Below are 20,155 nucleotides of genomic sequence, written 5' to 3'. Positions count from 1 at the left end.
GTGAGGATTATGCTGAGTAAAAGTGCATTATATGTGGTTGCCACACCAATAGGAAATTTAAACGATATCAGCTTACGTGCCTTAGATATTCTGGCAAAAGTAGATGTCGTTGCCGCTGAGCATACACAAGTTTCCGGGCATTTATTTGCAGCACACTCAATTTCCACCAAATTTATTAGCCTACATCAACACAATGAAGCAATTGTTTCCAATAAGATCTTAGCACTATTAAATAGCGGAAAAAATGTTGCTTTAGTAACTGATGCAGGCACCCCTGGCATTTCCGATCCAGGCGCAATTCTAGTTCAACGCATACGTGCGCATGGATATTCGATTATTCCCATTCCCGGTGCGAATGCAGCAATTTGCGCCCTATCAGCCAGCGGCATTACAGATCCACATTTTTTATTTTATGGTTTTTTACCGACTAAAACTGGATTGCGTAAACGTGCACTAATCGAATTAAAACCACAGCTGTGCACATTAATATTTTATGAGGCACCTCATCGGATTCTGGAATGCATAATCGACATGATGGAAGTTTACGGTACTCAGCGTGATCTTACCATTGCCCGGGAACTGACTAAATTATTTGAAACTATTCATAAGGGTACTTTGGAAGAAGTCTATTCCTGGCTACAGGGAGACAGTAATCAGCAAAAAGGCGAGTTTGTTTTATTATTGTCGGGTGCAGAAACTATGGAAAAATCCGAAATCAGCGAACAAGCACAGCACACATTAAAATGCTTACTGTTTGAACTACCGTTAAAACAAGCAGTTAAACTGACAACAGAGATCACAGGTGAAAACAAAAATTCGCTCTATCAACTAGCGCTAGCATTAAAAAATGCAGGATATCCCGAATAGCATAATGGCGCTTACGCTATAATCCGGTACTTATATTGATGGCTGATAAACCTTGACCAGCATAACTATTACCCGTCCAGATGATTGGCACTTGCATTTGCGAGATGGCGAGCAATTGCACTTTGTGCTGCCGCATACAGCAAGGCAGTTTGCGCGCGCAATTATTATGCCTAACCTTAAACCGCCGATTGTGACAACGGATATGGCCTTGGCTTATCGCGCACGGATTTTGGCTGCCTTACCTGAGGCATTGTATGGCAGTTTTAATCCGCTGATGACCCTGTATTTGACTGATAATACCCCCCCCTCAGAAATCATTCGAGCAAAAGAGAGTAAAGTGGTACAAGGCATAAAACTGTATCCGGCTGGCGCAACGACAAATTCGGATGCCGGAGTAACCGATATTACCAAGTGCTATACTACATTGGAAACAATGGAGCAAAATGATCTGCCGTTGCTGGTGCATGGCGAAGTAACAGATACTAATGTAGATGTATTTGATAGAGAAAAAGTTTTTATCGATCGGATATTGGCTCCTCTAACACAACGTTTTCCAAACTTGCGCATCGTATTTGAGCATATCACAACACGGAATGCGGTAATGTTTGTAAAAGAGGCATCCAAATCGATTGCCGCCACAATTACGGCGCATCACTTGTTGTTGAATCGTAATGCGATTTTTGAAGGTGGCATTCGCCCTCATTACTACTGCTTACCTATCTTGAAGCGCGAAATTCATCGTCAAGCATTATTGAACGCAGCCACCAGCGGCAATCCGAAATTTTTCCTTGGCACTGACAGTGCGCCGCACGCACAAACGAATAAAGAAAACACCTGTGGTTGCGCTGGAATTTTCACAGCCCATGCTGCTATTGAATTGTACGCAACAGCATTCGAACAAGCAGGTGCGCTTGATAAATTAGAAGCTTTTGCCAGTTTTTACGGTGCTGATTTTTATCAGTTGCCCCGTAACAGCTGCCATATCACACTAAAAAAAGAACACTGGATTGTTCCGGAGGAATTCGGATTCGCAAATGAGAAATTGATCCCCCTTTATGCCGGGGAAAACTTAACTTGGAAAACGACATAGCTATCAGGAAATATTTTTGTGTAATCGCAGCGAACCTAGATATTCTAGAGAATCAATATCAATAATCTCTACCATATCGAAAAAACTAAGGAAGTTGTTACCGCCTCAGCAAGTTACTACACCCCTCATTGTTAGCAATCGGTCAGTTATAGCAGCAAAGTAAGGCTATGAAATAAATTGGCTCTCTGATTAAAATTCAGCCCAAAAACATTCAAATCAACAATCATCGCAACAAATTATTACCGTCAACGAGAACAAACAACCATTTGATTCATAATATTTTGCGTTGCGTCATTGCTGCTTCTATCCCTATCAATAACCAGAATTTTCTTCCGACAAAAATCGATTTGTATTCAGCTCCTATTAAGGTCAAAGACTGCACAATTGAAACCAAAATAACAAATAGATTGTTGTATTGCGCCAAGGATTACAGATGAAATTTAAATGAAAAATAGTTTTACAAACAATCTGTACCTTGATTTAACCGGGAGATACATCATGAACGCAAAAAGAACACTCATTCTGTCGGCAATAATTGGAATATTTTTTCTCAGTGGATGTATGGCGACGCCTTATTATGGAGGCTCTGGATATCATCGAAATACAGTATATGGTTACGGGTATCAATCACCCAATTACATACGTCCCGGCTATATCAGAGCGCAAAGACACTTTATCGGCGGATATGGGCATATGGGTGGAGGGCATAGACATTTTATCGGTGGATACAAACACATGCACAGACACATGAATGGAGGACACCACCATCGGGGAGGAAACCATCGAAGAGGGCATCATCGTTGATGCAAAAGATTAAATTTAGGCAACGCCCTCCACATCCAATTTGCTTGACATAAAATCCGCTTTCAATAATTGAGAAATCTGCTATCTTTATTCATGCTGGATTCGTATGATAAGTTTTCAGCAATTTCACTTTATAGTTGATTGCTCAAGATGCCAGGTTGCTAATGCAGCACACCCCATGATAATTTCTAAAAACTGTCTTTTAGTCTTGCATCTATCGCGTTTTAAAACTGGAAGGTTTTAGATTCCCTGATGGCAAGATATAATATTTATTTTTTGCGGATTCATATGAAGCTTTTATTCGTGTTATTGCTAGCGTGCCTTGCTGTTTCATCAGTATCTGCACAGCAACAAGATATTTCCGTGGCTGCTAAATCTTTTATGCTGTCAGATTTTCAAACGGGACAGGTATTGGCTGGACAAAATGTACACGAACGCATAGAACCTGCATCTCTTACCAAGCTGATGACTGCTTATGTGGTGTTTTCTGCGTTGAAGCAGCGGCAAATTGCACTGGATCAAACTGTTCCGGTATCAGAGAATGCCTGGCGCATGATTGGTTCACGCATGTTTATCGAGCCCAAGAAACAAGTTACTGTAGATGAATTAATCCGCGGAATGATCGTCCAGTCCGGTAATGATGCCTGCATTGCTTTGGCTGAAGCCGTCGCAGGCTCAGAAGCAAGTTTCGTGACTATCATGAATAACGAAGCAAAGCGTTTAGGAATGCAAAACACACATTTCACTAACACGACGGGGTTGCCCGACTCCAATCACTATACAACTGCACATGATCTAACTTTACTGGCAACTGCTATCATCCGCGAATTTCCGGATTTTTACCCGCTTTACTCATTAAAGGAATATACCTATAACAACATTACCCAACCCAACCGGAATCGGTTGCTATGGATTGATCCGCATGTTGATGGTATGAAAACAGGTTGGACTAAAACTGCCGGCTATTGCCTGATTACATCGGCGATACGCGATAAACGACGATTAATTTCAGTCGTCATTGGCGCCCAATCAGCCAATGCACGCAGCATAGAAAGTCAGCGCTTACTCAATTATGGTTTTCAGTTTTACGATACGCTGCATTTATACAAAAAAAATGATTCACTTGCCACCATCCATTTGTGGAAAGGCACCCAGAACGAATTGAAAGCCGGATTTGATCGTGATGTTTTTTTCACTCTGCCCAAAGGCCAGGCTGACAAGCTTAAAGCCACCATGGAGTATAAACAGCCTCTGATCGCGCCAGTTCAACTCGGTCAAGAAGTTGGTACGGTTAAATTTACACTCGACAATAAGACTATTGAAGTTTATCCATTAGTCGCCTTGGAAAAAGTTGATTCAGCCAGTTTCCTGGGCCGTGCATGGGATAGTGTAAAATTACTGTTTAACTGATTTCCAACTAAACTTATCAAAAGAATTTCGCATGATATATCTGAATGGCAAGTTTATGCCCATCGAAGAAGCATTTATTCCTGTGCTGGATCGTGGTTTTATTTTCGGGGACGGAGTATACGAGGTTATTCCAGTTTATTCACGAAAACCTTTCCGGCTCACCGAACATCTTATGCGTCTACAACACAGCTTGGATGGTATACGCCTAAAGAATCCATTCAGTAATGAAGAATGGAGAAACATTTTGGAGCAGGTCATAACTAATAATGACGGGGAAGACCAGTATATTTATTTGCACATCACTCGCGGAGTGGCCAAGCGTGATCATGCTTTTCCTGCAAATGTTCCTCCCACTGTTTTTATTATGAGTAATCCGCTGCTGCAACCATCAGAAGAATTACTTAAAAACGGTGCATCGGCGGTTACAGCTAATGATAATCGCTGGGTACGCTGTGATGTCAAAGCCATTTCCCTGCTACCCAACATATTGTTGCGGCAACTGGCGGTGGATGTGCAAGCACTCGAAACCATCTTGATTCGAAATGGATTCCTGACTGAAGGTTCTGCAAGCAACATTTTCATAGTAAAAAATAAAATGTTGCTTGCACCCCCGAAAAGCAATCTGATGTTACCTGGGATCACGTATGATGTAGTGCTTGAATTAGCTGCAGCTAATCAAATTCCCCATGAAATTAGAGAAATTTATGAAACAGAAATACGGATAGCTGACGAAATCCTGCTGACGTCATCGACCAAAGAAATCATGCCAATTACTTTATTGGACAATAAACCTGTGGGAGATGGAAAACCAGGAGAATTTTTCAGGCAATTGCATGCGCTCTATCAAGAATATAAAACGACTCACATGCGCGGGCACACCACAGCTCGTTTAACCAGTTGATTTAAATTTAAGCTATTTTCGATTTGCAATTATGACAGAACAAGCTTCATTAATTGAATATCCTTGTGATTTTCCAATCAAGATTATGGGTAAGGCGCATCAGGATTTTACTCAAACAACACTGGCTATTGTTAAATACCATGCTCCGGATTTCGATATCTCCACTACGGCGGTCAAGGCTAGCAGAAATGGCACCTATTTAAGCCTCACCTGCACCATTCGCGCCACTTCCCGAACTCAACTCGACGCTTTATATCAGGCATTATCCGAACATTCCATGATCTCAGTGGTATTATGACTACTCATGCGACACCAGCATTCCAGCATTCATCTTCCATCCACGAGTAACAACACTTGATCGTCAGGACCTTAGGATTATCCGATTATCAACCGACCTGGCAAGCCATGAAGGATTTTACTGCTGCACGAACCACTGAAACTTGTGACGAAATTTGGTTGCTACAACACCCACCTACATTTACTCAAGGCATTGCAGGAAAGGATGAGCATCTATTAAACAATCACGGGATTGATGTAATTAAATCAGATCGCGGCGGCCAGATCACCTATCATGGACCTGGACAAATTATTGCTTACTTATTGCTGGATATTCGCCGGTTAAAACTCGGTGTGCGCGAACTGGTCAGAAACATGGAAAACGCTGTGATCGACTTATTGAAAGATTACCATATTAATGCGACAGGACGAATTGAGGCGCCAGGCGTGTACGTTGACAATGCTAAAATCGCCTCATTGGGACTCAAAATCAAGAAAAACTTCTGTTATCACGGTATTGCTTTGAATGTAAGTATGGATCTGACTCCATTCTCTTATATTAATCCCTGCGGCTATCAAGGCTTACAAGTCACGCAAACCGAAGATCTGGGCATTACCGATAACCTGGAAATATTAAGCAGCAAACTCGCAAATCAAATACAAGCAAAACTTATCAAAGGATAATCAATTTATCATTATGACCACTGACACCCGGCAGAAAGGCGCTGACAAAACCGCGCGCAATCCCGTCAAAATAGCACCGCAATCACGCAATGATCTGTTGCGTAAACCCTCGTGGATTCGCGTTCGCTCGTCCAACAGTGAGAACTATTACGAAGTTAAGCGGCTGTTGCGTGAACATAAGCTTCATACGGTCTGTGAAGAAGCATCGTGCCCTAATATTGGCGAATGCTTTGGAAAAGGAACGGCAACTTTTATGATTCTAGGCGATCTATGTACGCGCCGCTGCCCTTTCTGTGATGTTGCGCACGGCAGACCCAAGCCTCCGGATGTCGGTGAGCCGTTACATCTGGCGCAATCGATAGCTGCGATGCGATTGAAATATGTAGTGATCACCAGTGTAGATCGTGACGATTTACGCGACGGTGGCGCACAACACTTCGTCGATTGTATCCGTGAAATACGTACTCACTCACCTAGTACCAAGATTGAAACCTTGGTTCCTGATTTTAGAGGTCGCCTGGAAATTGCTCTGGAAAAACTCACGGCTTGCCCACCGGATGTTTTAAACCATAACCTTGAAACCGTGCCCAGATTATATAAGCAGTGCCGGCCCGGCGCTGATTATGCCAATTCATTAAAATTACTAAAGGATTTTAAAGCGGATTTTCCTCACATCCCGACCAAGTCAGGTCTAATGCTGGGTCTAGGAGAAACAGATGAGGAAATCATGGAGGTATTACACGATTTGCGCAGACACAATGTGGAAATGCTGACCATTGGTCAATATTTACAACCCAGCATCGGTCATTTACCGGTCATGCGCTACGTTACACCCGAAGGATTCAAAACATTTGAGCATGCGGCACTTGCAATGGGATTTAGTCATGCCGCCTGTGGGCCAATGGTACGTTCCAGCTATCATGCCGACCAGCAAGCACATGAATCCGGATTACTATGACAGTATTAATCTCCAGCGCAACCTATTATTTAGAGCTCACTCAAAAGGTATAAATATTTGATTAAAATCAATAATAGTGTATTTATTTGGTAAAATAGTGCACGTAAATATGTGAATCAACACCAAGAGCCGTGCACCATGATTCACTATATCAGCCAAAAAACTGCCCCTCGAAGGATTTGATACACCGCCGGGCATGATCCTTGATCCCAATAATCGCTGGGTAAAGCTGAGAGATTAGCTACCGTGGGATGAGTTGTCCAAGAGCTACTATAAGACGTTATGCTCAAATCTGGGCCGCCCACCAGCCAAAGATGCCAGAATTGTGATCGGAGCGGTGATTATTAAACATAAATTATCGATTCCAGATGAAGAGACTGTTGAACCTGGAAGGACAAAGAAATCAGTCAAGGCAATTGATCATGACAACGACGACAATAATGTATCAAATAGCGGTGATGTGGGCAGCAGTGATGCTGCCACCGCATTGGTGACAGATCAATCTTTGGCAGATGAACTACCTCGGAATCACGGCAAATTAATACTGGATGCCACCATTGCAGAACAGGCCATACGCTATCCGACAGATCTTGGCCTGCTGAACGAAGCGCGTGAATTAAGTGAGCGTATCATTGATGAACTGCATACCAAAAGTAATCGTCCACAGAAAAAGAAGCCGCGCACTTATCGCGAGGTCGCCAGGAAAGCCTACCTCAGTTTGGTCAAGCTGAGACGGGCATGCAACAAAAAACGCCGCGCCGGTATCAGACAGCAATTGCAGTTCTTGCAGCGGAATTTAAAACATATTGAAGAAATGCTGACGGAGTATCTGCTTGGCACAACCATGCCGTTACCCAATGGGTTGTTACGCCGCTACTGGGTATTGCCCCCTCTATACCGACAACAACATGCGATGTACAAAACCAAAACACCAGATGCTGCGATGGTCGCATTGTCAGTATCAGTCAGCCGTATCTTCGGCCCATTATCAGGGGAAAGCAAGGCAAGGCAGTTGAATTTGGCACCAAAATAAGCGTGAATCTAACTGGCAAAGAGCTAGCGCATATCGACAAACTGCACTGGGACGCGCAACATGGTTCCCGTGATAATCGTAGGTAGCTATCTGGACGCAATCATATACGCTTTTCAGGCATACCACTGGGGCGTCCACCAAAGATTACACCTGAAAACAAAGATGAATTGATGCGCCTGAAAGCACAACGTCGACAGGAATATCGCGAGCACATTCCAATTGAAGGACAGTTTGGTCAAGGAAAGTATGGATATCGACTCAACAATATTCGGGCCAGGCGCGCTGATACCTCTGCCGCATGGATTAACAGCATCTTCCTGGTCATAAACCTGCTTATTTGGGTGCGGGTTTCTATTTGTCTAAAAAATCTTGCTGCCAAAATGGCATTTTGTGCGACAAAAAAGAACATGCTCAGAAAAATTGGGTTTACACGTGTCCACCAATTCATCTCAAACCAGAATTTTTGCTTGACTGCGTATAACTGATCGCTGAATTTCTGAGTAGGCTCTCGTTATAACTAGGCATCAATAATCTTGAAATCATGCGTTATTTTAACAGTTTGCTTGAGCATGATGGAAGCCGAGCAATATTTCTCAGATGATAAATTAATAGCCCGCTCAACTTGTTGTGAATTCAAATTGCGACCCGTAATAATGAAATGCAAATGGATATGAGTAAATACCTTTGGGTCAACAGGTGCACGCTCGGCTTCAATTTCCACTTCGCAATCGGTAATATCCTGACGACTTTTTTTCAAAATTAGCACTACATCAAATGTAGTGCAACCACCTAACCCCATCAACAGCATTTCCATTGGGCGTGGCCCCTTATTCTGCCCCCCTGCTTCAGGTGCACCATCCATTAATATCGAATGACCGCTAGCGGATTCAGCGAGGAAACTGACGTTGCCTTTCCATTTAATACGAGTTTTCATCTTTACTCCACTACAATAATAAAAATTTTATGCAAACAAAAAGCCGATGCTGTTAGGCATCGGCTTTTCTGAATTCTGAATACTTATTACTTCAGTGTCAGGATAAAATCAGCTAATACTTTAGCATTTTCTGGACTAACGTTAGCATTAGGTGGCATTGGAATTGGACCCCAGACACCATTACTTCCTTTTAGGATTTTTTCTGCCAGCATTTCAGCCGCACCATCCTGACCTGCATATTTAGCGCTAATATCTTTCAGGCTTGGACCAACTAGCTTAGTATCAACATTATGGCAATTCAAACAACCACTGTTTTTTGCCAGATCGGCATCTGCTTGCGCAACACCAGCTAAGAAAAAGGCAGACGCAGCTACTGCTCCAATTAATACTTTTTTCATATATCTTCCTTATTATAAAATTATAAATGGGTTGATATTCTAACCCGAACTTTACAGACTTGCAGCAATTCCTGTAAGTTTGTGATTTTTAATATTCCACCTGTTGCTATATTCTCTCACGCACTTACCACTCCAACTACAAACTCTGATGATACTGCTTTGCTGAGACTTCAGAGTAAATTGTTTAGTTCCAGCACAGTTCTATACTTTTGAACAAAATTATCGGCAATACAAAGAACTAATCTGTTATCGCACCTGTGCTGGCACTAGACACCAGCTTGGCATATTTGGCCAGCACCCCGCGCGAATAAAGCGGTTGCGGTGGTTGCCAAGATCCGCGGCGCTGCACAAGCTCATCATCAGATACGTTCAATTGCAGCAGTCTCTGTTCGGCATCAATGGTGATCGAATCTCCTTCCTTCACCAGCGCAATAGTCCCACCGACAAAAGCTTCTGGCGCCACGTGTCCGACCACCATACCGTAAGTACCGCCGGAAAAACGCCCATCGGTAATCAATCCGACGGAATCACCCAAACCCTCACCGATCAAGGCGGAAGTAGGAGACAGCATTTCGCGCATTCCTGGGCCACCTTTAGGTCCTTCATAACGAATCACCACCACATCGCCAGGTTGAATTTTGCGTGCCAGAATTGCTGCCATGCAAGCTTCCTCCGACTCAAATACGCGTGCAGGGCCAGTAATTTTCGGATTTTTAATTCCGGAAATTTTCGCGACGCACCCTTCAGTAGACAAATTACCTTTCAAAATAGCGAGATGCCCTTGTGCATACATCGGATTGTCCCATTGACGGATCACATTCTGATCGGCGCGTGGCGTGCCTGGAACTGCTTGCAACACTTCTGCAATGGTCTGCCCACTGACCGTGATGCAATCTCCGTGTAACAGCTCATGATCCAGCAACATTTTCATCACTTGTGGAATTCCGCCCGCCTGGTGCAGATCGGCGGTCACATAGCACCCAGAGGGCTTCAGGTCGCATAACACCGGCACTCTACCGCGCATCCGCTCAAAATCATCAATACTCCATTCGACTTCAGCCGCGTGCGCAATCGCTAAAAAATGCAGTATGGCATTAGTCGATCCGCCTACTGCCATAATTACTGCAACAGCGTTCTCTATTGATTTACGCGTAATGATGTCACGCGGCAGGATTTGTTTTTTGATGGCATTAACCAATACTTCAGCGGATTGTCCAGCACTGACCAATTTGTCATCGTCTTCAGCCGACATTGTAGAAGAATATGGCAAACTCATACCCATCGCTTCAAACGCGGATGACATCGTATTGGCGGTAAACATGCCGCCGCAAGAACCAGCGCCTGGGCAAGCATGACGCTCAATCTGCAGCAACTCTTCATCATCAATTTTATGCGCGCTGTGCTGCCCCACCGCTTCAAATACGCTAACAATGGTCAGATCCTGATTTTTATAATGCCCGGGCTTTATCGTACCACCATAGACAAAAATTGCCGGCACATTCATGCGCGCAATTGCGATCATCGCGCCCGGCATGTTTTTATCGCAACCACCGATAGTAATCACACCATCCATACTTTCCGCCTGCACGCAGGTTTCAATCGAATCGGCAATCACTTCGCGCGAAATCAGAGAATACTTCATGCCTTCCGTACCCATCGAGATTCCGTCCGAAACCGTGATAGTGCCAAACATCTGCGGCATAGCGCCTGCCCGTTTTAATGCCGCTTCGGTTTGTAGTGACAGTTCATTCAGCCCTTTATTACATGGCGTAATCGTGGAATAGCCATTGGCAATACCCACAATCGGTTTATTAAAATCCTCATCGTTAAAACCGACCGCACGCAACATGGCACGACTGGGTGCGTGTTGCGTACCCTGAGTAATAGCCTGACTACGTTTATTATCTGGCATGCTTGCTCCTGAATAAGATAAAAATACAATGTATAACACAGCGTATACCAGTGCAATTGGTATAATGCTTGATATTTTACCGCAAATAAGGCCGAAACTATGCTCGTTCACCCGCAAATTGATCCCGTTGCCATCTCACTAGGACCGCTTTCTGTACATTGGTATGGATTGATGTACTTGCTTGGTTTTGTGGCGTTCATTTTGCTCGGGAGGTATCGCATCAAACACAATCCGCACGCCACCTTCACCTATGAGATGCTCGATGACGCCCTATTTTACGGTATGCTTGGTGTCGTTGTGGGCGGACGACTAGGGCACGTATTGTTCTATCAATTCGGCTATTATCTGGAACATCCGCTACATATTTTCGCTATTTGGGAAGGCGGCATGTCTTTTCATGGTGGATTTCTTGGCGTCTTCGTCGCGATGATATTGCTCGCCCGCAAATATAAATTACCATGGCTAGCAGTAACCGATTTTGTCATCCCACTAATTCCACCAGGATTAGCAGCAGGCCGCATTGGCAATTTCATCAACGGTGAATTATGGGGACGCCCCACTGACGTCCCATGGGGTATGGTTTTTCCATATGTTGACGAGCTCCCTCGTCATCCTTCCCAATTGTATCAATTTGCGCTTGAAGGTTTAGTACTGTTCATTTTCATCTGGATTTACTCAACCAAACCTCGCGCAACAGGTGCGGTTACGGGTGCATTTATGATTGGCTACGGTGTTTTACGTTCGTTCGCAGAATTCTTTCGCGAACCGGAAGATGGCTTCATGGGCGTACTAACTTTAGGGGTGACGATGGGACAATGGCTATCGATTCCAATGATTTTGGCAGGAATCGCAGCAATTGTTTGGTCACGACACCAAACCAACAATACTCAACCCAGTACAAACTCACGAAAACATAATAAAAATAAAAAGCATAACATCTAATGGAAACCATTAGATAAAAACCAGGGTTACCCCAATATACTCGTTGCATTAAGTACCGCTATTATGACAGCCATCAATCTACCACTCCAGGAGCTGATCATGAAAGCACAAAAATTCTTAACATTAATTTCTGTTTTGACATTTAGCCTAATAGTATTACCAGTATTGGCGGTAGAAGTAGAAGGTATTGATGACAACAATCATGCCGCATTGACACAATATTATGAAAATGTTGCCAAGGAAACCGAAGCAAAATTACAAAAAAATAAAGCCGCACTCGAAGAGTACGAAACACATCCTTATTACTATGGTAGACAAGGGCAAGAATTCAAATCACATACAGCAGCCAATATTCGTGAATACGAGGAAGTGTTGACAGAAAGTCTGAATAGTGCGGATCTACATAAAAAAATAACAATGGATCTTGATAATTCAGCAATCAAGAAAGCCCGTGTTGATCTTGATCCAAGTACATCGGCAATCAGATAATTTAGTAGCAACGCAAGGATCTGCAAAGGATCCAACAGAGAGCTGACAGCCACCGGACAACCGATGGCTGTTTTTTTGTCCGGCAACCTATCTAAAATCCTTCAGCCCGACTATTCGTCGCCAGCAATCGCACTTACTATTAAGTTCCCGCGCACCCACCATATGTCAAGCATTTCCCGGAATTAAACGTTTAGCCGGAAACCAGATATTAAATCGACTCCCCTTACCTACTTGACTGGTAATTTCAAGACGCGCTTCATGCCGGTTCAAAACATGTTTGACAATTGCCAAGCCAAGTCCTGTACCGCCAGTTTCTCTCGAACGGCTGCTATCAATACGATAAAAACGCTCTGTCAAGCGCGGAATGTGCTCGAGCTCAATCCCGATTCCACTATCTTGTACAACAAACAATCCTTGATCATGGTGCTTTTCCCAACTAATATTTATTTCGCCCCCATCTGGGGTATAACGAATCGCATTACTGATCAAGTTGCCAAAAGCACTGCGTAACTCTTCTTCGCTTCCTAAGAGCTGATCTTGCGAAGCAATAGTTAATTTTATTTGATGTCGGCCTGTACTCAGGGACTCCGCATCCTGCAAAAGATCTTGCGCCAAGCTAACCACATTCACTGTTTTTTCGCTTATCTTATTCTGCTCATTTTCAAGACGTGACAAAATCAGCAAATCTTCAATTAACCGCTGCATGCGAGTTGTCTGCTCTGTCATTAATACCAAGGCACGCTTATTGAAACCGCTATTAACATTATCATCAGCGGATAGTGTTTCAAGAAAACCACTGATAACAGTAAGCGGTGTGCGCAATTCATGCGAGACATTAGCAATAAAATCGCGCCGCATCGTTTCTATTTTCTCAAAACGCGTAATATCGCGACTGATCAAAAGCTTCTGGTTATAACCATAAGGCACCAACTGCAAAGAAACAATCAAACCATACAATCGTATCTGATTTAGAATCAATGGATTAGTATATTGGCGTGCGGCCAGATATTCAACAAATGGTACCTGCCTCACCAGATAGGTAATCTGCTGACCGACATCCAATGCTAGATTGATGCCTAGGTGTTTTTCCGCAACTGTGTTACACCATTCAATGCGATCACTCATATCGAGAATAACAATACCATCGGGCATTGCAGAGGTGACACTTTGCATACGCTTTAAGGCAATACTCAGCCTTTCCTGGCTCTGACTATGCCCACGTACGTAGCGCGCCAAATGTGCATACACATCATCCCAAGCTCCAGAACCCGCGGGGATGCTCGCGGGAGAATGATCAGAAAGCTGTAACCAACGCTCGAGTAAGACCAAGTGACGAATATGATGAAATACGACCCACAGCATGACTACACTGAAGAAAATCAGCGCCTTCACAGCACCAAAGATCATCCATAGTAACGCTGTAACAAAGATAAGAAAAAGAATGTTTGATGAACGCCGCCAGATATCAGACACTTAAGCACTATCCTACAATAAAACAATTATCTGAAAAATTTTGTGATTTTTTTAAAATTCGCTGACTCGCTCTGCAGAATCATAACGATACCGATGCACATTTATCAACATTCTATGCCGATCAGTTTCATCACTGTAACATTATGCACAGCAAACATTATCAGATTTCCTTATTTGAACCATTAGCGGGAACCACGGCAACAGCCGAGAACCGATACCCTGCTCCTCTGACAGTTTGTATCCAGCTGTCTTTACCGGTCCATTGCAGGGCTTTCCGCAACCGGCGGATATGCACATCGACAGTGCGCTCTTCGACAAATACGTGATCGCCCCATACTCGATCTAACAATTGACTACGCGAATATACACGCTCGGTATGTGACATCATAAAATGCAGCAAACGATACTCAGTAGGCCCCAGTGCAATTTCTCTATTCCCATCTGTAACACGATGATTGACCGGATCTAAACGCAATCCATGGATTTCAACCACTTGTGCAGAAGCTTCCGGGATTAATCGACGCAAAACCGCATTAATTCGTGCAATCAATTCACGCGGCGAGAAAGGCTTTGTTACGTAGTCATCCGCACCTATTTCCAGACCGGCTACTTTATCCGCTTCCTGGGTTCGTGCTGTCAGCATAATAATCGGGATAAGACGGGTACGTTCATTGCGCCGCAGCACTCTGGCAAAATCTATGCCCGTCATATTCGGCAGCAACCAATCCAACAAAATCAAATCTGGCAATGCATCATGAATGATCGCCATTGCCTTCTCCGCATCCTCAGCACAAATACTTTCATACCCGGCTTGCTGCAAATTATAAACAATTAACTCACGGATAGCCGCTTCGTCTTCCACGATCAGTATTTTTGCGCTCATGCTTGCATTCCTGCATCGATTAATTGTTTGCACAGTTTGTTACAATGGAGCCATTGAATACCCTTAACTTTAACTCATCATATTAAACAATAATCATGGCCGGTTTAACCAAAAACACACCACATCCGACTGAAATCAAATTACATCAGCAATCCAGAATATTGGATGTTACTTTCTCCGATGGCAAATTTTTCCAATTCTCGTGTGAATTTTTGCGCGTTCATTCACCTTCTGCCGAAGTGAGTGGTCATGGCCCGGGGCAAGAGACACTACAAACCGGCAAGAAGACGGTCAATATCAGCAAAATCGAGCCTGTTGGTAATTATGCCATACAACTCAATTTCACCGATGGTCATAATACCGGACTTTATTCATGGGATCTGTTGTATAACTTTGGCCTTAATCAGGATACAATGTGGCCACGTTACTTGCAGCGCTTAGAAGCAGCCGGTGCCAGCCGCGAACACGAAATTAAACCTCAAAAATCTAATCATTCCTGCGAATAACTGAATCTCAACAATTACAATTACCTATACGCTTTATCCAATCGAATTCAAAAATTAATGTCATGACTAAAACAACCCATTTTGGTTTTAATACTGTCACAGAAGATGAAAAGGCAGGCAAAGTCGCTGAGGTTTTTCATTCTGTCGCAGAACGCTACAATTTAATGAACGATCTCATGTCAGTTGGAATGCACCGGTTATGGAAACGCTTTGTCATTGAAACCAGCGGAATAAAACCCGGTGACAAGGTATTGGATATCGCAGGAGGTACTGGAGATTTAAGCGTATTATTTTTGCAAAAAGTAGGAAAGTCCGGGCAAGTATGGCTAACAGACATTAACAATTCCATGCTTTCCATCGGGCGTGACCGCCTAATTGATGAAGGTACGCCGACTCCGGTTGCACAATGTGATGCCGAAAAATTACCTTTCCCTGACAATTATTTTAACTGTGTCAGTGTGGCTTTTGGTTTGCGAAATATGACCCATAAGGATATTGCGCTCAAAGAAATGCTACGTGTCATAAAACCAGGCGGAACTGTTCTTGTACTGGAATTCTCCAAAATTTGGAAACCGCTGCAACCAGCCTATGATGCCTATTCATTCAAATTACTGCCGGCCATGGGAAAAGCGATAACTAATGACGCGGAAAGCTATCAATATCTAGCGGAATCCATTCGCATGCATCCCTCGCAAGATGAATTAAAAGAGCTCATGGAACAAGTTGGCTTTGAGCGCGTGGAATATTTTAATCTGACTGCAGGCATTGTAGCGCTCCATCGTGGATATAAGTTTTAACCCCTATCAATAACCACCTAAAAAATAGATCCCTCAATAAAAATATAGCTCATACAAGTAATGCATGAACCACACTTTGGCTATCTCCATAAAGCTCGAGCATTACCGTTTGATTGATTGTGATCAGCAGACTGAAACTAACGAACACGGCAACACTCTTACTTTCAAGTAGCTACAACAATTTAGTTAAAGCAGATGCTGCTCATTATTATTGTTGTTGTCTCGATACGACACTGGTTCCCGTATGTATACCGCTTGAGGTTTTACAGTGGAGCGCCACATCATAACTATCCGTGCCTGCTGCCGTATGCATCACGAATACACTATATACACCAGAACCTTGCGGAACTTTCACTAAGGGACTGTAAGTGGTGTTGCGATCCCCGCTATCGACTCTAAATTGCGCGCACTTTTTGGTGGCACAACTGGTTCCTTTATGCACGAGCACACTCACTTTAGCTGAACTGGCTGTCATATCCTTGACTTGCGCTTCGAGATAGGACGGCGCGCCGCTTCCATCGTCAAAACAAGTAGCCTGATAATAGTCAACCGCAGCCGCCAAACCAGTGGTAAAACTACCCGCTTGATTATGCGCCGAAGCTGTACCAACATTCAGTGCCATCAATACAAACAATAAAACAAGCATTCCCTTCAAATTTGAGAATTTCATCATACACCTCCTTAAATCAACAATCTTTTTGTCACTCTCTTTAACACGAGTGATCATCTGATATAACTTTACAATCCTGCCGACACCGCGAGCAGTTTATTGGATATCGTTATCTTGAATCGCTGTACGCGGAATTTTGTAGGGCTCCAGCACCAATCGACCCTTCATGGCCAATCGCGAGAATGTGCTTACCCTTTGTGTGGGGTTGTTCGATACCGTAAAGCTAAATGACCATTCCCGGCTAAACAATCAATGTACGCTGGACTCAGGCTGAAAACCCAATTTGCTTTCACATACTCTGTGAACAAATGATTCATGCAAATCCAGTACCACTTAAAGACATCAAAATTAAAGCGTTACCGTCTGTTTTGTTTGTGGTTAGGATTGAGTATCTGCAGCACAAACCCGATAACGCCCTTATTTTCAAAAACGCACAACCATTCGATTGAAACTGATACGCATCATTGCTGCTGTCTTGATACGACACTGGTACCCGTATGTACACCGGCTGCGGTTTTACAATGGAGCGCCACATCATAACTATCCGTGCCTGCTGCCGTATGCATCACGAATATGCTATATACCCCGGCACCTTGCTTTACGGTCACTAAAGGACTGTAGGTGGTGTTGCTATCCGTAGTGTCGACACTAAATTGCGCGCACTTATTGGTGGTGCAACTGGTTCCTTTATGCACGAGTATGCTGGCTTTGGCGGTGCTGGCTGTCATATCTTTGACTTGCGCTTCGAGATAGGACGGCGCACCACTTCCATCGTCAAAACAAGTGGCCTGATAAAAGTCAACCGCAGCCGCTAAGCCGGTGGTAAAGCTGCCCGCTTGGTTATGCGCCGAAACAGTGCCTGCATATAACGCCATTAATCCAAAAACCGAAACAAATATTCCCTTCAAATTTGAGAATTTCATCTTCAACCCTCTTAAATAAGATAATCTTACAATTCCATCGATAGCATAAGCAGCTTATTAAATGCCACTGCCTTAAGCCTTAAGCCTTAATTACTACTTGTGCTCAAAGATTCCAATTTCATCGCAGCCAGATCTTTGATAGCTTCAGTTTCGTCTTCGTCTTCAACGATTTCTTTAAGTAGCGCTACGCTTCTTTCATCAGCACCCAAACTATCCAACGCCATCAGCCGTACTGAAAGCTCGGTGTCTTGCAAAGCTTGTTCAAGTACTACAAAAAGATCACCGCAACCTTGCTGTGCAAAGGCATAAACTGCCTGTCCTCTGACGTTCGGGTCGGCATCTTGAATCGCGGTTTGCAGAATTTTCTCTACAACGCCGGCGTCAATCGATCCTTTTTCTGCCAGTTGCGACAAGGCGCTTACTCTTTGTGCCGGATCATTCGATGCCGCAAGGTCGATTATAGTCTCGGTAAAATTAGCATCAGGCTCCGCTGCACTGCCCTGTTCCGCCATGCAATAAATCTGGATGGAATCCAAGCTGGAAGGCGAGCTCGCTTTTGCATTGTCTGCAAACACATGATTCGCAAATCCGGCCATTACAATAAAAGAAATAACGAGCGGCATGGCTATGCCACTCTTATGATTTGGTAATTTCAACATCTTGGCTCCTCAAAAATTAGGAGATGAACAAGAGCTCCCACACCGCTCACCTCCCCTTACAACAGAAAGCTAATACATCACCATCATTTTATGGTTTTGGCCAAATCTGCACACCCTTCTTGTTTTTGATTGGCATATCACGGTTGATCTGCGCTGCGGATGGAACCAAATCAACCACATCTCCTGTCGCCGAACAACTTCCGGGTAGTGGATTGACAACCAGATCACGATTTACCGTGTAAGTTGCTGGAGAATCGTAACCATGCAATCCAGGACCGTCATAATCAGATCCTACCGCCGGTGTCCAGAGATTAAGCTTCCCATCGGCAAAGCCTGATATCGGTGTTTGCTTGCAAATATCCGCAATTGGTATAACAATTTTTAAGCTAGAAGCACAGGAGGTCGGTTCAAACAAAACCGCACCGGCTCTAAATTTAAGATAGCTTGCATAATGATTCGGCATTTTGCCATCTTTCACATAAAACCCTACGACATTACCGCTACCATCAGTCTTCTCATCTTCTGCTTTAAAAACAACTGGCTCCAACACTTTCTGAAATAAATTACCCCAATTTGCAACGTGTACATCAATGGTGTCAGATGAAACTGCGCCATTGACTTTGACAATTGAATCCACACCATCTGGAAAAACTATTGAACTTTTAGTTACAAAAGTATTATCTCCGCAACCATGGCCAATAACCACATTATTAGTAATTCTCACCCCTTCGGTTCCTGCAGGAATTTCCAGGCGAGTATGCGATAATACGTTTTGTGAGAGACCCAACAGCAGAGCAGTCGCTAACGCAGTATGGGTAAAAGACTTAAATTGTTTTGTTAACATGTTGTAAAGACCTCTTTTTAACTTATTAATAGAATTTTTTATACTTTCTCACTATAGTTGCCTTTTGAGGTGGATCTCAAAGGGCAACTGAAACCATTCTTTTCCCACCTACCCAGATACCTTTACTCCCTAGAGAAAAGAACTTATTTCAGGACGCGATGTTATTTTGCTTATCACGTAAAAGCAATGTGGCAAATTGTCGCACCCCAACTGTCTATCTCCAAAAGAAAAAACCCCGCAGCAAGCTGCGGGGTATTAATTGCGCTTAATTATCCACCGGTTGTTTAACTTCTTTTCCTCTTACAGTAAGAAGATAGGCTTCCAGAGATACAAGTGCTCGCACCACAAGAGATTATTCAACGAGACATCATTTAAAAAAATCGCTAGGAGATAAACAGCAATTTCTTCAGGAATGGATACTATTGATCAAACCATAGAAAAACAATGTGACAAATTGCCGCAGGTCAGCATTACAGCAAGAATGCGCATCTCACAAAAGAACATTAACTATTATTAAACAATATATTAAAAAAATATTAACCGGCATTATTTCAGGTTCTTCTTGTCACGGCTGCGACAATTTGTCGCATTACCAATATTGTTTTTTTTACTTAAAATGGCAAATAATTAATCCATGCGGATAGAAATCATCAACATACTGCAAAGATAATTAGAACATCATTCTTCACAAGCGCGTTGTAA

At 43.4% G+C, this 20,155-nt stretch carries 23 protein-coding genes; 14 read left to right on the top strand and 9 right to left on the bottom strand.

Going from position 1 to position 20,155, the window contains the following annotated elements; translation table 11 throughout:
• The first annotated feature begins 9 nt into the window (after positions 1 to 9).
• From rsmI to QZV86_RS00270, 10 genes are all read left to right on the top strand, one after another.
• Positions 10 to 867, top strand: coding sequence for a 16S rRNA (cytidine(1402)-2'-O)-methyltransferase (gene rsmI, locus QZV86_RS00315; RefSeq protein WP_295623292.1), 858 nt, complete (start codon positions 10 to 12; stop codon positions 865 to 867).
• A gap of 52 nt (positions 868 to 919) precedes the next feature.
• Complete coding sequence (pyrC, locus tag QZV86_RS00310; protein WP_295623291.1) at positions 920 to 1,957, top strand: dihydroorotase; 1,038 nt, start codon at positions 920 to 922, stop codon at positions 1,955 to 1,957.
• Between the two features lie 498 nt (positions 1,958 to 2,455).
• Positions 2,456 to 2,761, top strand: coding sequence for a hypothetical protein (locus QZV86_RS00305; protein ID WP_295623290.1), 306 nt, complete (start codon positions 2,456 to 2,458; stop codon positions 2,759 to 2,761).
• A 288-nt stretch (positions 2,762 to 3,049) separates the two neighbouring features.
• Complete coding sequence (locus QZV86_RS00300; RefSeq protein WP_295623289.1) at positions 3,050 to 4,171, top strand: D-alanyl-D-alanine carboxypeptidase family protein; 1,122 nt, start codon at positions 3,050 to 3,052, stop codon at positions 4,169 to 4,171.
• Positions 4,172 to 4,202: 31 nt separating this feature from the next.
• The gene (locus QZV86_RS00295) at positions 4,203 to 5,072 is read left to right on the top strand and encodes a D-amino acid aminotransferase (protein WP_295623288.1); all 870 of its coding nucleotides are present in this window, start codon (positions 4,203 to 4,205) and stop codon (positions 5,070 to 5,072) included.
• A 31-nt stretch (positions 5,073 to 5,103) separates the two neighbouring features.
• The gene (locus tag QZV86_RS00290; protein WP_295623287.1) at positions 5,104 to 5,370 is read left to right on the top strand and encodes a DUF493 domain-containing protein; all 267 of its coding nucleotides are present in this window, start codon (positions 5,104 to 5,106) and stop codon (positions 5,368 to 5,370) included.
• Positions 5,371 to 5,426: 56 nt separating this feature from the next.
• On the top strand, positions 5,427 to 6,032 hold the full coding sequence (lipB, locus tag QZV86_RS00285; RefSeq protein ID WP_295623286.1) for a lipoyl(octanoyl) transferase LipB: 606 nt from the start codon (positions 5,427 to 5,429) through the stop codon (positions 6,030 to 6,032).
• Positions 6,033 to 6,045: 13 nt separating this feature from the next.
• Complete coding sequence (gene lipA / locus QZV86_RS00280) at positions 6,046 to 6,990, top strand: lipoyl synthase (RefSeq protein WP_295623285.1); 945 nt, start codon at positions 6,046 to 6,048, stop codon at positions 6,988 to 6,990.
• Between the two features lie 256 nt (positions 6,991 to 7,246).
• Positions 7,247 to 8,023: a hypothetical protein gene (locus QZV86_RS00275; RefSeq protein WP_295623284.1), complete on the top strand. Its 777-nt coding sequence runs from the start codon at positions 7,247 to 7,249 to the stop codon at positions 8,021 to 8,023.
• Between the two features lie 104 nt (positions 8,024 to 8,127).
• On the top strand, positions 8,128 to 8,508 hold the full coding sequence (locus tag QZV86_RS00270) for a transposase (RefSeq protein WP_295623312.1): 381 nt from the start codon (positions 8,128 to 8,130) through the stop codon (positions 8,506 to 8,508).
• Positions 8,509 to 8,540: 32 nt separating this feature from the next.
• Here QZV86_RS00270 and QZV86_RS00265 read toward each other — a convergent pair whose 3' ends face one another.
• From QZV86_RS00265 to ilvD, 3 genes are all read right to left on the bottom strand, one after another.
• Positions 8,541 to 8,957: an OsmC family protein gene (locus tag QZV86_RS00265; RefSeq protein WP_295623283.1), complete on the bottom strand. Its 417-nt coding sequence runs from the start codon at positions 8,955 to 8,957 to the stop codon at positions 8,541 to 8,543.
• A gap of 86 nt (positions 8,958 to 9,043) precedes the next feature.
• Positions 9,044 to 9,355 (bottom strand): c-type cytochrome, encoded by a 312-nt coding sequence (locus tag QZV86_RS00260; protein WP_295623282.1) that lies wholly within the window; start codon positions 9,353 to 9,355, stop codon positions 9,044 to 9,046.
• A 238-nt stretch (positions 9,356 to 9,593) separates the two neighbouring features.
• Positions 9,594 to 11,267 (bottom strand): dihydroxy-acid dehydratase, encoded by a 1,674-nt coding sequence (gene ilvD / locus QZV86_RS00255; protein WP_295623281.1) that lies wholly within the window; start codon positions 11,265 to 11,267, stop codon positions 9,594 to 9,596.
• A gap of 99 nt (positions 11,268 to 11,366) precedes the next feature.
• Here ilvD and lgt point away from each other — a divergent pair, with 99 nt between their 5' ends.
• Positions 11,367 to 12,209 (top strand): prolipoprotein diacylglyceryl transferase, encoded by an 843-nt coding sequence (lgt, locus tag QZV86_RS00250; protein WP_295623280.1) that lies wholly within the window; start codon positions 11,367 to 11,369, stop codon positions 12,207 to 12,209.
• 99 nt (positions 12,210 to 12,308) lie between these two features.
• A complete protein-coding gene (locus QZV86_RS00245) occupies positions 12,309 to 12,698 on the top strand; it encodes a hypothetical protein (RefSeq protein WP_295623279.1) in 390 nt (129 codons plus the stop codon).
• A gap of 165 nt (positions 12,699 to 12,863) precedes the next feature.
• Here QZV86_RS00245 and phoR read toward each other — a convergent pair whose 3' ends face one another.
• Entirely contained in the window at positions 12,864 to 14,171 is a 1,308-nt protein-coding gene (phoR, locus tag QZV86_RS00240; protein WP_295623278.1) for a phosphate regulon sensor histidine kinase PhoR, read from the bottom strand.
• A gap of 160 nt (positions 14,172 to 14,331) precedes the next feature.
• Complete coding sequence (phoB, locus tag QZV86_RS00235) at positions 14,332 to 15,054, bottom strand: phosphate regulon transcriptional regulator PhoB (RefSeq protein ID WP_295623277.1); 723 nt, start codon at positions 15,052 to 15,054, stop codon at positions 14,332 to 14,334.
• A 95-nt stretch (positions 15,055 to 15,149) separates the two neighbouring features.
• Here phoB and QZV86_RS00230 point away from each other — a divergent pair, with 95 nt between their 5' ends.
• Both QZV86_RS00230 and ubiE read left to right on the top strand, forming a co-directional pair.
• On the top strand, positions 15,150 to 15,560 hold the full coding sequence (locus QZV86_RS00230; protein ID WP_295623276.1) for a DUF971 domain-containing protein: 411 nt from the start codon (positions 15,150 to 15,152) through the stop codon (positions 15,558 to 15,560).
• 62 nt (positions 15,561 to 15,622) lie between these two features.
• A complete protein-coding gene (ubiE, locus tag QZV86_RS00225; RefSeq protein WP_295623275.1) occupies positions 15,623 to 16,357 on the top strand; it encodes a bifunctional demethylmenaquinone methyltransferase/2-methoxy-6-polyprenyl-1,4-benzoquinol methylase UbiE in 735 nt (244 codons plus the stop codon).
• 208 nt (positions 16,358 to 16,565) lie between these two features.
• On the opposite strand, the gene QZV86_RS00220 is transcribed toward ubiE, so the two are convergent.
• From QZV86_RS00220 to QZV86_RS00205, 4 genes are all read right to left on the bottom strand, one after another.
• The gene (locus QZV86_RS00220) at positions 16,566 to 17,027 is read right to left on the bottom strand and encodes a hypothetical protein (protein WP_295623274.1); all 462 of its coding nucleotides are present in this window, start codon (positions 17,025 to 17,027) and stop codon (positions 16,566 to 16,568) included.
• Between the two features lie 461 nt (positions 17,028 to 17,488).
• Positions 17,489 to 17,950 carry a hypothetical protein gene (locus QZV86_RS00215; RefSeq protein ID WP_295623273.1) on the bottom strand — a complete coding sequence of 154 codons (462 nt, stop codon included), beginning with the start codon at positions 17,948 to 17,950 and terminating at the stop codon, positions 17,489 to 17,491.
• 86 nt (positions 17,951 to 18,036) lie between these two features.
• Entirely contained in the window at positions 18,037 to 18,609 is a 573-nt protein-coding gene (locus QZV86_RS00210; protein WP_295623272.1) for a HEAT repeat domain-containing protein, read from the bottom strand.
• Between the two features lie 88 nt (positions 18,610 to 18,697).
• Positions 18,698 to 19,453, bottom strand: a complete 756-nt coding sequence (locus QZV86_RS00205; protein ID WP_295623271.1) for a hypothetical protein — start codon at positions 19,451 to 19,453, stop codon at positions 18,698 to 18,700.
• Positions 19,454 to 20,155 lie beyond the last annotated feature (702 nt).

The organism is uncultured Nitrosomonas sp., assembly GCF_902826915.1.
Classification (GTDB): Bacteria; Pseudomonadota; Gammaproteobacteria; order Burkholderiales; family Nitrosomonadaceae; genus Nitrosomonas.
Note: the sequence above shows the minus strand (reverse complement) of the source record. Positions and strands in the feature narration are given on the sequence as shown.